We start from the raw sequence: 14,141 nt of genomic DNA on the forward strand, positions 1-14,141 counted from the left end.
AAAAATTGATTATTTTCAGAAAATGAACTAGGTAAATGGTTATGGAAGTAAAACTTTCCGAGATTTTTAGGTATGAGCCCAATGTGCTGCAATACAGAAAAGAATCACTGCTGGCTTTGGACCTTAAAATGGAGTTTGTGGAACGTTTGACCAAACATTTAGGATTGACCTTTGTGGAAAATGAAAAAGAAGAGGGCAATCTGTGCTATGCCCAAAATCAAAATATTAGGCCTGGATATAGAATGGTTTTTTCAAAATTGGATGTTCTAAATTACTTGGACAATCTTTTACAGCCTGGAATTTACCATATTGAATCGGACACTGTATTTTTCAACCAATCAATGGATTTGTAAGGCGAATCAAAGTTTTGTGCAATCAGTCACGGTGTATCTGTAAAAATTGCATCCAATAAGAAATAGCTACAATAGGCTTCTCTGCAAATGACAGCTAAATCAAGTACATTCTTATCTGGGTGACCTTACTTTCCAACCAATACACCGGTGTCTCATACATTTAAAGTTTCCAAAAGTGCTTTATTGGAAGGTTATAGCATCTTGGATGCAGCCCATCATACCAATAAAAATGCATGCCCCAACAAGAATACCTGACTTAAAAGATGGATATTGATGCCCCACCCCACATAATTTTAACAAAGATTAATGGATAGTTAAATAAATAAAATTTTAATTAATCATCGCATAAAGAAGATTATATTTCAACCATTTATAATATCTTTTTCGATTGAATATTTGGCTGCCCAAGAGTAGCCGTCAAAATATTTGATTGTTCAGCCTTTAACCAGAACTATGTGTGATTACTTAAAAAGAATAAAATTTACAATATTCATAGCCGCTTGCTTGGGGATGTTGGTCAACTGCTCCCAAAAAAATCAAAAAAAGACCCTTTTTCAACTACTGGATTCTGAAGAAACCCATGTCGACTTCAACAATGCACTAACTTCCACAGATTCGTTGAACATTCTGGATTTTGAATATATGTACAACGGGGCCGGGGTTGCCATAGGCGATATCAACAATGATGGGCTCAGTGATATGTACTTTAGCGGCAACCAAGTCTCTGGTAAACTGTACTTGAACAAAGGAAATCTAACCTTCGAAGATATCACGGATAAAGCAGGGGTAGCTACCACTGGATGGAGCAATGGGGTTTCCATGAGCGATGTGAACAACGATGGCTTTGTTGATATCTATGTCTGTAGGGGCGGCCCCAGGGAAACAAAGGAAGAAGACAAGGGCAATCTTCTCTTTTTAAACCAAGGGGATGGTACTTTTAAAGAATTGGCCCAAGAAATGGGGGTTGCCGATACAGGGTATAGCATCCAAGCCCTTTTCTTTGATTATGACAAGGATGGCCATAAAGATCTGTACGTACTCACAAACGCCTTGGTCGATTACAATAGAAATAACACAAAACCCATTGAGGTAAAGGGTGAAGCTGCCAGTACAGACCGTTTATACCGTAACAACGGGGATGGAACCTTTACCGACGTAAGCCAACAAGCCGGAGTAACCATTGAAGGTTTTGGACTGGGCATCACGGTATGCGACATCAATGAAGATCTTTGGCCGGACCTCTACATTTCCAATGATTTCTTGACCAATGACATTCTCTATGTCAACAATCAAGATGGCACGTTTACCGACAAAGTAAAGGAATACATCAAGCACCAGAGTTATAACGGTATGGGCAATGATGTGGCCGATATAGACAATGATGGCAAATCTGATATCATGGTACTGGATATGTTTCCGCAGGACAACAAACGTATCAAACAGACCATGATGAAACCCAGTTATGACACCTATACCAGAAACCTTATGAAGGGGTATTCCCCTCAATTCGTCCGTAACACGCTCCAATTGAACAACGGCAATGGTACCTTTAGCGAGGTGGGGCAATTGACCGGACTTCACAATACAGATTGGAGCTGGGCACCACTCATTGCCGACTTTGACAATGACGGATGGAAGGATGTCTTTATTACCAACGGTTATCGCAGGGACATTACCAATCTGGACTATGTGGTGTATAGCGAACAAAACAGTGTGTTTGGTGAGAAAAAAGTCAACGAAAAGGATCAACTTGATAAGCTCACCTCCCTGCCTGAGGTTAAACTGCACAACTATATCTACAAAAACAACGGGGATCTTACCTTTACCGATATGGTGGATGAATGGGGCTTTGATCTTCCCACTTATTCAAACGGTGCGGCCTATGCCGATCTGGACAATGATGGCGATCTTGAGATCGTTGTCAATAATATTGATGACAAAGCCAGTATTTACAAGAACAACACCATAGAACAGCAGGATTCCATTCAGAACAACAGCCATTTCCTAAGGGTAAAATTAACCGGAACGCTAGACCCAACAGGAACAAAGGTGTCCCTGTACAATGACGGATCTTCCCAACATCAATCATTTTCCCCGGTCCGTGGCTACCTTTCCAATGTGGAGCAGGCATTTCACTTTGGCCTGGGCAAATCCACCGAAATAGATTCGCTAAAAGTGGTTTGGCCCAATGGATTTGAACAGACCATCCATGGTCTCCAAGCCAACAAGACCGTAGTTTTAAATCAGAAGGATTCCGAACCCGCTTCCACTGAAAATAAGGGAATGAAGACTTTGTTCACCAAAACAAATGAGGCATTACAGATCAATTATCAACATGCCGAAGACATCTTTATAGAATTCAAATGGCAACCATCTTTGATGCGAATGTACAACCAATTGGGACCTGGCCTGGCCGTAGGCGACGTAAACGGGGATAATTTGGAAGACTTTTATGTGGGAGGAAGCAAGGAAAAAAAGGGCGGGCTCTTTTTGCAACAAGCAGATGGAACCTTTGCGCCCAAGGAATTTGGTGGTGAAGAACCACGTGAAGATATGGGGCTCGTTTTTGCGGACATTGACTCTGATGGGGATTTGGACCTGCTATCCGTTCATGGTGGCGGTGTCTGGGAAATGACACGAAAAGATTATAAAGATCTTATCTACATCAATGATGGGAAAGGAAATTTCTCATCCAAAACTTTGTTGGAACGGGAATCCAGAGGGTCTGTGATTCGTCTTGCAGATATGGACCGCGATGGGGATTTGGACATTTTCATTGGTGGACGGGTAATCCATGGCGCCTACCCTACCAGTCCCAAAAGTTATCTGCTACAAAACAATGGCGGTTCATTTGAGGATGCCACTGAAGCAGTTTTTGGTTCCGATGGAAGATTGGGCATGATCTCTGATGCACTTTGGACCGATTTTGACGATGACGGTTGGGTGGATATGATCATGGTAGGCGAATTTATGGAAATACAATTTCTGAAAAATGAAAAAGGCAGGTTGGTGAACATCACTTCACAAACCGGCCTTACCAACCATAATGGTCTCTGGAACAGTATTGTTTCCGGTGATTTTGATGCTGATGGGGACACCGATTATATTATGGGCAACCTAGGCCTTAACAACGATTTTAAAGTAAGTCCAGAAGAACCCTTGACCCTATACGCCAAAGATTTTGATGAAAATGGCAACATAGACCCCTTGGTAAGTTGTTTCAGAAATGGCAGCGAACACCTCATACATCCCCGGGATGTGCTCATTGACCAGATCAATGGCATGCGAAATCGGTTTTTGGACTATGAGTCCTATGCCAATGCCGATATGAGTAGTACGCTATCCAAAAAAGATTTGGACGGAGCCCAAGTTTATACGGCCACCAATTTAGCAAGCACCTATGTGGAAAACTTGGGAAATGGAAAATTCAAATCAAAATCATTGCCCCTTCAGGCCCAGTTTTCACCAATTTATGGCATGCAGGTTCACGATTACAATGCCGATGGTCGTTTGGATGTTCTTGTGGCAGGAAACCACTTCAGTGTAGAACCCTTTATGGGCCGGTACGATGCTTTTGTTGGGCTCTGTTTGTTGGGAGATGGGCAGGGTAATTTCAAAACAGTGCCCACAAATGAAAGTGGCTTGGACATCAGTGGAGATGCCAAGGGAATGGCAACCATACAATCAGCCAGTGGGGAAAAGAGTATTTTGGTAGGTCAAAATTCCGGTACGCTGCAATCATACAGTTACGGAGCCAAAATGGAACAGCTTATGGCAAACCCCATGGATGCTTATGCCATAGTTCACCTAAAAAATGGCAGCTCCTTTAAAACCGAATTTTATTACGGGGGGTCGTACCTAAGTCATTCCTCCCGTAGTTTAGGATATGAGACTGTGACCACAGACTACATTGAGATTGTCGATTATCTTGGCAAGAAAAGAAAAATAGAAGTACAACCATAAGCTTTCAATTGCAATAGGAACAGTAGTGATGAAAAGAAAAAATCTGGCACTTAAAAAAGGACTTTTTATAGCATTTTGCGCGTTTATGCTCGTAGGGTGCAAACAACAGGTGGATGAGGCCAAATTGCAACAATTGACCGAAACGGCTGTGATGGATTGGAACTCCAAATTGACAGATGTTATTGTTGCGGACATTTTTACGCCGCCGGTTTCAAGTAGAATTTATGCCTACTGCAATGTTGCGGCCTATGAAGTTATGTGCAAAACGGATACAAGTTTTCAAAGTTTTGCCGGTAAGCTCAATGATTTGGACACCACTCCCGATCCTGAAGAAGGTAAAGAGTACAATTTTCCCGTTGCTGCCATGGTAGCATTCTCCAGTGTGGGTAAAAATCTGGTGTTCAATACAGAGGCCATGGAAAAATTACAAAGCGATTATCTCGATGAAATCAGATCTACAAACCTCAACAAGGCTACAATCGAGAACTCCATCGCTTTTGGGAACCAAATGGCAGACCATATTATGGCATGGGTCAAAAAAGATGGATATAAAGAGCGTAGTGCCATGTCCCGCTATCAAATTAATCATAACGATCCAGGAACATGGCAGCCCACTCCCCCAAATTATATGGAAGCCATTGAGCCCAACTGGAGTACCTTAAGGCCATTCACCTTAAAGGCGTCGGACCAATTTGTACCCGCACCGCCCACCCAATTTGATTCCATCCCATCATCGCAGTTTTACAAGGAGACCATGTATGTCTATGAATCGGTAAACAATCTCAACGAAGAAAATTTGGCCAAGGCCAAATTCTGGGACTGCAACCCAAATATTTCCTATACCCAAGGACATGTCATGTACTACAAGCAGCAAATCTCACCGGGCGGACACTGGATCATGATCGCATGTCAAGTGGCAAAAGCTGAAAAACTAAATCCAATGAAGGCTTCTGAAGTTTTGGCCAAAACAGCTGTAACCATTGCCGATGCCTTCATAAGCTGTTGGACCGCAAAATACGAAACACAGCTCATTAGGCCCGAAACCTATATAAATAGGTATATTGATCCAGACTGGAAACCCATCCTACAAACCCCGGCGTTTCCGGAATACACCAGCGGACACAGTGTAGCCTCTAGCTCGGCAGCCACGATGCTTACCCATCTTCTAGGGGATAATTACAGTTTTGTGGATTCCACAGAAGTAAATTACGGGCTTCCTCCCCGCTCTTTCAAGTCCTTTAGACATGCTGCGGATGAAGCTGCAATCAGTAGGTTATATGGAGGAATCCACTATATGCCAGCCATAAAAAATGGGGTTGAACAGGGAAAAAAGGTTGGGGAACATGCAATTGCCATTCTAAACTAAAGTTCACTTGATCACTGCCTTAACTTTCACTTTATTAGTGTTCCAAAGCAGACCATTTTTCTGCTTCCAAGTTCAACAGAAATGGTCAAGAAGGATATGATTTATTTTATTTTGGCGGGAAAGGATTTCTTGGCAACACGGAGTGATCTGTTCAACGGTTACCTCACGCATATTAGCCGATTTTGGGGATGGAAAAACTTATGGAAGTCTGTAAACCATGGTAAATTTCAGGACCGAATCCTTTAGCAATCAATTTCAGGCAGGTGCTGAAGTCGGGCACCTATTTTTTGATAAACTGTATTTCGCATATTGGAAAAACTGTCTTCCGGTGAAGGATTCCAAGGTGGCTCCTTTCTTTATGGGGAGGGCACAACATTTACTTCTTATGGATTCAATGCGATTTACAAGTTAAGGGCGCACTTGAGTTTGGTGTCTTCTTATTCAGACTATGTCGGTTTCTTGGTCGAGCGAAAAAATATTTATGATGGGGGAACCTTTTCTCTGGGCATTTCCATAGAGTACTAAGAACATTCTGCAAACAAAAGCACCTTACTTCCATTTGTATGTTTCATCTGGAGGTAAGGTTCGCTATTTTAAGGAATTAAAAACCAACATGCTTAAATTATATTCATAAATTTATGATTGAATGTAAATGGTGTCCACTTTGTTGATTTTGGTGCCGAAACATGAATTATTCAATCCTGTGTCGAGTAAAAAATCTCTGATAAATTATGTGAACAACTTTGTTGAACTGTCCAGCGAGGAAACCCATCAATTGGAATCAAGTTTTGAAGAAGTAAAAGTAAAAAAGAGACAGTTCATTGTCCAGCCCGGGTTTACCAACATGCATAGGGCATTTGTGGTGAAAGGCGCATTTAGAGCATATATCATAACCAATGATGGGCAAGAGCACACCCTCCAATTTGCCATAGAGAATTGGTGGATTTCAGACTTTAACAGCTATATCTACCAACATCCTGCAACCCTTTTCATAGTTGCCTTGGAAGACAGCACTATTTTACAAATAGAATATAACCAAGAACAGGAACTTAAAAAATCCAACCACAAGTTCGAGACCTTTTTTAGGATCATGGCCGAAAAAGGACTTGCCTTTGAGCACCGGAGAATTCTTTTTAACCTCACCAATTCCGCAGAGGCCCGGTATGAAAATTTTTTGTTGAATTTCCCCAATTTTGTGAACCGGGTGCCACAATATGCCCTAGCTTCCTATCTGGGCATGACCACAGAATTTCTTTCCAGAATCAGAAACAAGAGAATCAAGAAAAGTTGAAGTAGTTCAACTTTTTTTCTTGACCTACTTCATTTTTATTGGCTTCCAATCAGAAGACATTTGTCCTGTCAATATTGACAAATAATTAAAACATTAAAAATGGAACAATCATTAAATGAAGTCCTGTCGGCCAAAAATGAAATGGTCAAAAATGGACAAATTGTGGAGGCCACCGAAAAGTATTTTTCTTCGGATGCCAAAACGTATGATTTTGATGGAACGGTGACCAACGACAAAACCGAGATGCTCTCAAAAATGCAAGGGTTTGCTGGAGCTATTGCCAAAGTCAACGGTATCACCCTACATCATGCATCATTGTCTGGGGATGTCTCTTTTGCAGAATTCACCTTTGACTTTGACATGAAAGACGGCAGTAAGATCTTATGGCACGAGATCCTGCGAACAGTCTGGCACAATGGACAGATTGTGGAGGAACAATATTTTAAAGGATAAAAGGTTCGCCATGGGATTTGTAACAAAAAAAATACATGCGTACCTGGATTATCCGGTAGCGTTGGCGTTGATGACCTTACCCTTTTTATTGGGATTGGGGTCTTCTAACCCAATGGCTTGGAAACTTTCCTTCATTGTGGGTATAGCGGCATTGGTGTTGACCCTTTTGACAGATCACCAGTTCGGGGTATATAGAATCATCCCTTACAAGGGTCACCTCATTGTCGATGGCATGGTAGGAGCCTTATTTGTCATTGCCCCTTTTTTATTGGGCTTCGAAGGTATGGATGCCTACTACTATTGGATCAATGGCATCGCCGTATTAACGGTGGTCAGTTTACATAAACCAGAAAATAATTTACAAAAAGCAAAAAATTAAATCATTATGAAATCATTACTATTGGCGGCAACGCTACTAATCGCATCATTGGGTTATTCACAGAACTTAAAAGAAAGTAATAACATCGATGACAGTAAAATTGCATTGCAAGGGTACAGCCCAGTCTCATATTTGGATTTGGGCATTGCACAAAGAGGACTTAAGGAGTACAAAGCCACCCATAACGGGATAGCATATTACTTTACAAGCGATGCACAAAAGAAAACTTTTGAAGCTTCGCCCGAGAAATATCTTCCCCAATATGGCGGTTATTGCGCTTTCGGGGTGTCCGTTGGAGCAAAATTTAGGGTAGACCCCACAAAATTTGTTGTAAAAGATGGGAAATACTATTTATTTCTCTATGATGTAGAAGTGGATGCCCAACAACTTTGGTTGGCCGAGAATCACCAACAAGTGAAGAAAAAGGCAGATGCCAATTGGAAGAAGTTAAGCAAGTAACACCAAAAAAGCCCATTGGAAAATGCTTCCTTTGGGCTTTTTTTTATTCAATTCTCTTATGTCTACAGGCAGTTCCACCTTTTCGTCCATATTTAAAATGAAGACCGATAAGAACAGTAACTGTAATTTCTGCCAACGAATTTCTACTAATTTGGCAAGATAAAATCTATAGCACCGGTTCAATATGAAAATTAGTTTTAGACCATGCAGCCCTGCGGATTTCGATATAATCACAGATTTCATAATCAATCTATACAATGAGGATCCCGGTCTTATACAAATGACCAAAGAAAAAGCGTTCAACACCCTGGATGTGCTTTCAAAAAGAAGTGATCTAGGCACTGTTTTGGTTGTTGGGGACAAAGAAGAAATCATAGGGTACTGCATTCTCATCAATTATTGGAGCAACGAATACGGGGGGAACATTTTGCATATTGATGAGCTATTTATAAAAGAGGACTATCGCTCAAAAGGGATAGGTTCCCAACTGATCTATCAATTGGCCAAATCCAAATTTGCCAATGCCGTAGGTCTTCAGCTAGAAGTTACCCCTGGTAACCCCAGGGCCAAAAGATTGTACGAAAAACTAGGTTTTAAAATTCGTAAAAACATGGCCTACGAAATGGGATTGGACTAATGTTCCCAAATCAATTTGAAGGCCTCTTGGCATGAATCAAATTTTCCGCCAGTTTTTTTAACCGAAAAACGGGCTCTTGATTTCTTTGCAGCTTACTTTCAATTATGGCGTTCTCGAACAGGGAATAAATTAGATAAGCCAACTCCTTATCCTTCAATTCGTACTTAAAAAAAAGAAGTAGCCCGCTTTTATGGTTTTGAATCTCGTCATAGACCAATTCTTTTTCCGGACTGGTTTCGGAAAGCATATTTAAAAAGCTACAACCTCTAAAATCGTCTGCGATATTTCGGTCAACCAAAAAATCGAATGCAGACAAGACTGTATATATAATTTAACATATATTTATGTTTTAAGGGTGACCAAAAAGAGACTAGATCCTACTGTAATTCAAAAAATCAGTATTCTGAAAAAATAAGATCTTATATCACGGTCATCTTGTTTTAGCCAAAAATGCCTTGGCCCTTAAGATAAAGGCATCTTTGCTGGGGCCGGTATGGGCACTATGTGCAACATTTGGCAATGTCCAAACATCTACGTGGGTCAGGCATTTTTGGGCTCTGGCCCTACTCTAGTGGTATGGAAAAAATTTGATGCCTTACCAAGTAGCACTCCAGACCTGATTGTATCCATAAAAACGGCCTGAAGGGCAAATATGCCCTTCAAACCGCCCTCACTTCAACAACCAATCAAAGTTTAGTAATAAAGCAAAACATCATGAAGTGAGTATACAGAGCAACAGCTTAGAAACTTGGGCTACACAAATAATTTAACCCTAAATTGCCCCCATTCCTAACAAGACTGCTCATTCTTTTATCAACTCAACACGGCAATCAATCCTAACTTCTCGCCCAATGGAAAGCCCCCCGGCCTCCATAATGGAATTATATTTAAGGCCATAGTCATATCGATCCAGGACACCCCATATTTTCAACCCGGCACGAGTACCTCCCCAAGGATCCTTGACTATGCCGCCAAATTTTGCATTCAATGCAATCTTTTTTGTGATCCCGTGCATTTGCAAAGTCCCGGACAATCTATACTCGCCGTTGTTGGATTTATGAAATTCATCCGATTTGAACACAATCTGGGGGTACTTGTCAACATCAAAAAAATCAGGGCTCTGTAGATGCTCATCCCGTTTTTCATCTTCCGTATCTATACTTTTCGACTGGATTACGACGCTTATCTTGGCATCTGAAAAATCTTTCTCATCCGATACCACATTTACCGAATAGTCCTTAAACTCCCCTACCGTCTCCGAAACAACCAAATGGTCAATGGAAAACCCCAATGTGGAATGTGAGGGATCTATTTTCCAAACTGTACTTTGGGCAAACCCAAGGCAAACAACATTCAAGAACATCAACAGCGACACGCTCTTATGCAATTTCTCTTTTTTCAATTTGAACAATTTTTAATGTTTATCAAGGCAAAATTGAATCAAATCAACTGGAAGAAAAACAAACTATATTAAAAAAACCGATTAAACTAGATTAACGTTTTCAATCTGGGTGTTCCGCAGTTCACTTCTGATCTTGCTGAGAAATTCTTTTGTAATCCCCAAATATGATGCAACCATATACTGTGGGACCTTTTGTTCAATTTTAGGATACTTGGCCAGAAAATTTAAATATCTTTCCTTAGCGGTCAATGAGAAATTTGATAGTATTCGTTTCTCAGAAGCGATGAATGCTTTTTGAATTATCAATCTAAAAAAGCGCTCAAGCTTTGGGATTTTCCAATATAAAATCTCCAAGTCGTCATAGGTAAACTGAATGACTTCTGTATCATCCAAACATTGGATATTGTATGTGGAAGGATTTCTTAAAGTGAAACTGCCCATATCGGAAGTCCACCAATTTTCAATGGCAAACATCACAATGTGCTCATTTCCTTCCGCGTCAAGATAGAAAGTTCGGGTACACCCGCTAAGCAAAAAGTTCTCCGTATCACAAATATCACCCTGTTGAACAATGTATTGGCCTTTTAAATATTTACGCTTCAAAGTATGTGACAACAAGAGTTTTTCTTCTTCCTCGGTTAGTTGTATATATTTGCCAATATATTCCAACAATTTATTTTTCCCAATTCGATTCAAGATGTTCAGTTTTAGAATTTACCATTAAAAAGAGTGTGTCTAGTTAGTGTATTTTTTAATTGCTTCCTTTCACTATACTGGTTAAAAAGCATCTCTATTTTAATCCAATGCGACCTTTCCCAAATTGTACCTATGAATAATGTAACTTTGTAATTTTCAGCACATAAGTATCCATTTATACATGAAGACCTCAACAACCATTATCATCTTTTTTGTATTGACCGTGATCAATGGACAAAAAAAATTGGACAGCTTGCAAAATGTGTTGGCCCAGGATACGCTTTCTGAAATTGAAAGAGTGGATGTCCTGAACGAACTGGGCTATGAATATTGGATCGTGGACACGGAAAAATCCGTCAATTTTGGGGTCCAAGCAGAAAAATTGGCAAGCGAACTGGGCTATGTTCCCGGAATGGCCAAGGCCAGAAGAATAATTGGCGTTTCGTATTGGGCCCAAGGCAACCCGAAATCTGCCTTGGAAAACCTAGTGGAGTCCAAAAACATGTTTGAAGAAATTGGGGATGATGTCGGCCTGGCCAATTGCTTTCTGAATATTGGTATGGTCTATGCCGATATCGATGAATTTCCCAAAGCCAAGGAACTCTATGAAAAGGCAATTGAAAAATTCACTGTCCTTGACCTAAAGGACAGAATAGCGACCACATACACCAAAATGGCCGATATCTTCCTTGCACAGAACAACCTATCTGACGCCAAAAGCTTTTTGAACAACGCCCTGGCCATACATTCAGCAAATAATTTTACGTATGGGATGTCCGAGGCACATAACAGGTTGGGGAAACTTTTCATGGACGAGGGAGAACTGGAGCAGGCCGAATACCATATCAGACAGTCCACTATTTTGGGAAAAGAAGTGGGCGATGAAGACGGAAAAATAAGCAATCTTGTTTTGTATGGACAATTGTTGCGGTTGCGCAATGAATTTGAAGCATCGGAAATCCATCTAAAGCTGGCCTTGTCCGGTGCGGACCAAAAGAATTTAAAAAAATACAAGCTGAATGCGCTCCGGGAATTGAAACTTCTAAAGAAACAGGAAGGAAAACTGAAAGAATCCCTTGGATACTATGACCAATACATTGCCCTTAAGGACTCTATTTACAATACGGACAAATCCAAGCAGATAGCCGCTTTGGAGTTTGAAAATGAATTGAGGGAAAAGGACAACCAATTGGCATATCTTAACCAAACCAAACGGACAGACTCAAAAATAAAATGGATTTTGGGAATCGGTATATTTATGATCACCCTTCTCTCAATTTCCTTGATATGGAGTTTAAAACTGAGGAACAAAAAGCAACAGGAACTTTTGGTTTCCCAGGAAAATCTCAATGCAACAACCATTGAAAATCAAAAATTGAAACAGATTGAGCTGGAAAACCAACTACATTTCAAAAACAAGGAGTTGGCCTCCTACGCCCTTAACTTTGTCCAAAAAAATGAGTTGTTCGAGAATCTGTACTCCCAATTGAAAGCCCTCAAGAATGCCTCACAAAAAGACAAGGCCAAGTACTTTAACCAAATAGAGCAGGTTATAAGACAACACAGATCACGGGAAAAAGATTGGGAAGATTTTAAAGTCCATTTTGAACAGGTACATTCCAACTTTCTTGCCGCACTCAAAGAAAATTTCCCTGAACTCAGCAGCAATGATCTGAAAGTTGCAGCCCTTGCCCGGTTGAATTTGAATATTAAGGAAACCTCCAATATTTTGGGGATTTCTCCCGAGAGTGCCAAAACGGCACGGTATCGGCTTAGGAAAAAACTGAAAATGACCCAAGACGACGATCTTTTTTCCTTTCTTTCCCAATGGGATCAGGAAATCTGATGGATTTTTCCGTTCAGGGCACTTTCCATTTAACACAATTTTGAACATTGATTTTCAAGGAAATACAGAGTTCTGTCCACTCATTGTTTACCTTTTTTTAAGAATTCAGAACCATTTGTCCACTAAGTATAAGGCCTTGGTGCACACAGCATGGACGTGATTCCTATATAGTTTTCCCCATCGACTCGATACGTTTGCACTCCTCAAAAAGAACCCATGGCATTTGAGCCATTTTAAGGAATTTTTTGAAAAAACAGTAAATCAACAATACGCAAAACTATCAAGGACAGATATGGCCGTACATGAGCAAAATAGTATCCTGTTGGGCATGGAACGACTCCGCAAAATGCTCTTCTATCCTATTTTGGGGATCGTTGGACTTTCCTTGGGACTGATGGCATACACCTTTGGTGTGGACGATAGTCTTATTGATAGCAAGCAAAATATGGATGTCTATTATCAGAACTACAACATTTCCATTTTGGGAGATTCTGACAAGAGCAAGACCATAAAATATGGTTTTGAACTGTTTCAACATACCCCGAAATATCTGGGTCCGGAGAGCAAAAATCCATATGCCGGAAACCATCTCTCCTGTAACAACTGCCACCTTTCATCTGGAACCAAGCCATACGCTGCCCCTTTGATCGGTATTGCAAAACGTTTCCCGCAGTTCAGGAACAGGGAAAACAAAATGGGATCTCTTGAGGAACGTATCAATGGTTGCATGCAACGTAGCATGAACGGTAGCGTACTCCCAGAGAACAGCAAGGAAATGAAAGCGTTCGTAGCTTATCTGGAGTGGTTGGGCCGTTATGCGCCGGAGGATGGAAAAATAGAAGGACAAGGTTTTGTGAAGATACAGATTCCAGACCGGCCAGTGGATCTTGAAAATGGGAAAAAAATCTTTGCCAAACATTGTGTGGAATGCCATGGCGATGACGGCCGAGGGAAATTGGCCGTGGAAGGACAGATTTACCAATACCCTCCGCTCTGGGGCAAGGATTCCTATAATAATGGCGCTGGAATGACGCGGGTGATAACAGCCGCAAGCTTTATCAAAGCCAATATGCCCTATGGCACCACTTACGAAACTCCTATTCTGACCGATGAGGAAGCCTATGATGTTGCAGGGTTCATCAATCAACAACAAAGGCCCAAAAAAAGAAATCTCGATAAAGACTTTCCAGACCTTAAAAAGAAACCAGTGTCCACACCTTATGGCCCCTATGTGGACAATTTTCCATTGGTTCAACATCAATTGGGGCCTTTTCAACCTATTATGGAGTATTACAA

Annotated in this window: 15 protein-coding genes; 12 read left to right on the plus strand and 3 right to left on the minus strand. The window is 40.9% G+C overall.

Annotation, left to right across the window (positions count from 1 at the left end):
* Positions 1 to 41 precede the first annotated feature (41 nt).
* The 10 genes from A7D14_RS08750 (at position 42) to A7D14_RS08790 (ending at position 8,901) form a co-directional block, all read left to right on the plus strand.
* Entirely contained in the window at positions 42 to 353 is a 312-nt protein-coding gene (locus A7D14_RS08750) for a hypothetical protein (protein ID WP_141673314.1), read from the plus strand.
* Between the two features lie 453 nt (positions 354 to 806).
* Entirely contained in the window at positions 807 to 4,316 is a 3,510-nt protein-coding gene (locus tag A7D14_RS08755) for a VCBS repeat-containing protein (RefSeq protein ID WP_067032910.1), read from the plus strand.
* A gap of 28 nt (positions 4,317 to 4,344) precedes the next feature.
* Complete coding sequence (locus tag A7D14_RS08760) at positions 4,345 to 5,682, plus strand: vanadium-dependent haloperoxidase (protein WP_067032913.1); 1,338 nt, start codon at positions 4,345 to 4,347, stop codon at positions 5,680 to 5,682.
* 81 nt (positions 5,683 to 5,763) lie between these two features.
* On the plus strand, positions 5,764 to 5,928 hold the full coding sequence (locus tag A7D14_RS20020) for a hypothetical protein (RefSeq protein ID WP_176712389.1): 165 nt from the start codon (positions 5,764 to 5,766) through the stop codon (positions 5,926 to 5,928).
* Between the two features lie 63 nt (positions 5,929 to 5,991).
* Positions 5,992 to 6,207 (plus strand): hypothetical protein, encoded by a 216-nt coding sequence (locus tag A7D14_RS08765; RefSeq protein ID WP_067032915.1) that lies wholly within the window; start codon positions 5,992 to 5,994, stop codon positions 6,205 to 6,207.
* 208 nt (positions 6,208 to 6,415) lie between these two features.
* Positions 6,416 to 6,973: a Crp/Fnr family transcriptional regulator gene (locus tag A7D14_RS08770; RefSeq protein ID WP_255307422.1), complete on the plus strand. Its 558-nt coding sequence runs from the start codon at positions 6,416 to 6,418 to the stop codon at positions 6,971 to 6,973.
* Positions 6,974 to 7,072: 99 nt separating this feature from the next.
* A complete protein-coding gene (locus A7D14_RS08775) occupies positions 7,073 to 7,426 on the plus strand; it encodes a hypothetical protein (protein WP_067032917.1) in 354 nt (117 codons plus the stop codon).
* A 10-nt stretch (positions 7,427 to 7,436) separates the two neighbouring features.
* Complete coding sequence (locus A7D14_RS08780) at positions 7,437 to 7,805, plus strand: hypothetical protein (RefSeq protein ID WP_176712390.1); 369 nt, start codon at positions 7,437 to 7,439, stop codon at positions 7,803 to 7,805.
* Between the two features lie 6 nt (positions 7,806 to 7,811).
* Positions 7,812 to 8,264 (plus strand): YHS domain-containing (seleno)protein, encoded by a 453-nt coding sequence (locus A7D14_RS08785; protein ID WP_067032921.1) that lies wholly within the window; start codon positions 7,812 to 7,814, stop codon positions 8,262 to 8,264.
* A 184-nt stretch (positions 8,265 to 8,448) separates the two neighbouring features.
* Positions 8,449 to 8,901 (plus strand): GNAT family N-acetyltransferase, encoded by a 453-nt coding sequence (locus A7D14_RS08790; RefSeq protein ID WP_067032923.1) that lies wholly within the window; start codon positions 8,449 to 8,451, stop codon positions 8,899 to 8,901.
* A gap of 10 nt (positions 8,902 to 8,911) precedes the next feature.
* Here the strand turns inward: A7D14_RS08790 and A7D14_RS08795 are convergent, their stop codons facing one another.
* The 3 genes from A7D14_RS08795 to A7D14_RS08805 form a co-directional block, all read right to left on the minus strand.
* Positions 8,912 to 9,217 carry a hypothetical protein gene (locus A7D14_RS08795; RefSeq protein WP_141673316.1) on the minus strand — a complete coding sequence of 102 codons (306 nt, stop codon included), beginning with the start codon at positions 9,215 to 9,217 and terminating at the stop codon, positions 8,912 to 8,914.
* A gap of 486 nt (positions 9,218 to 9,703) precedes the next feature.
* The gene (locus tag A7D14_RS08800) at positions 9,704 to 10,303 is read right to left on the minus strand and encodes a YceI family protein (protein WP_141673318.1); all 600 of its coding nucleotides are present in this window, start codon (positions 10,301 to 10,303) and stop codon (positions 9,704 to 9,706) included.
* Positions 10,304 to 10,384: 81 nt separating this feature from the next.
* Entirely contained in the window at positions 10,385 to 10,999 is a 615-nt protein-coding gene (locus A7D14_RS08805; protein ID WP_255307423.1) for a Crp/Fnr family transcriptional regulator, read from the minus strand.
* A gap of 181 nt (positions 11,000 to 11,180) precedes the next feature.
* Here A7D14_RS08805 and A7D14_RS08810 point away from each other — a divergent pair, with 181 nt between their 5' ends.
* Together A7D14_RS08810 and A7D14_RS08815 are read left to right on the plus strand one after the other, a co-directional pair.
* Complete coding sequence (locus A7D14_RS08810) at positions 11,181 to 12,845, plus strand: tetratricopeptide repeat protein (protein ID WP_067032929.1); 1,665 nt, start codon at positions 11,181 to 11,183, stop codon at positions 12,843 to 12,845.
* A 292-nt stretch (positions 12,846 to 13,137) separates the two neighbouring features.
* A partial coding sequence (locus A7D14_RS08815; protein ID WP_255307424.1) for a c-type cytochrome occupies positions 13,138 to 14,141 on the plus strand: 1,004 nt, incomplete at its 3' end.

This window comes from Allomuricauda sp. CP2A, assembly GCF_001683915.1.
In the GTDB taxonomy this organism is placed as follows: domain Bacteria; phylum Bacteroidota; class Bacteroidia; order Flavobacteriales; family Flavobacteriaceae; genus Flagellimonas.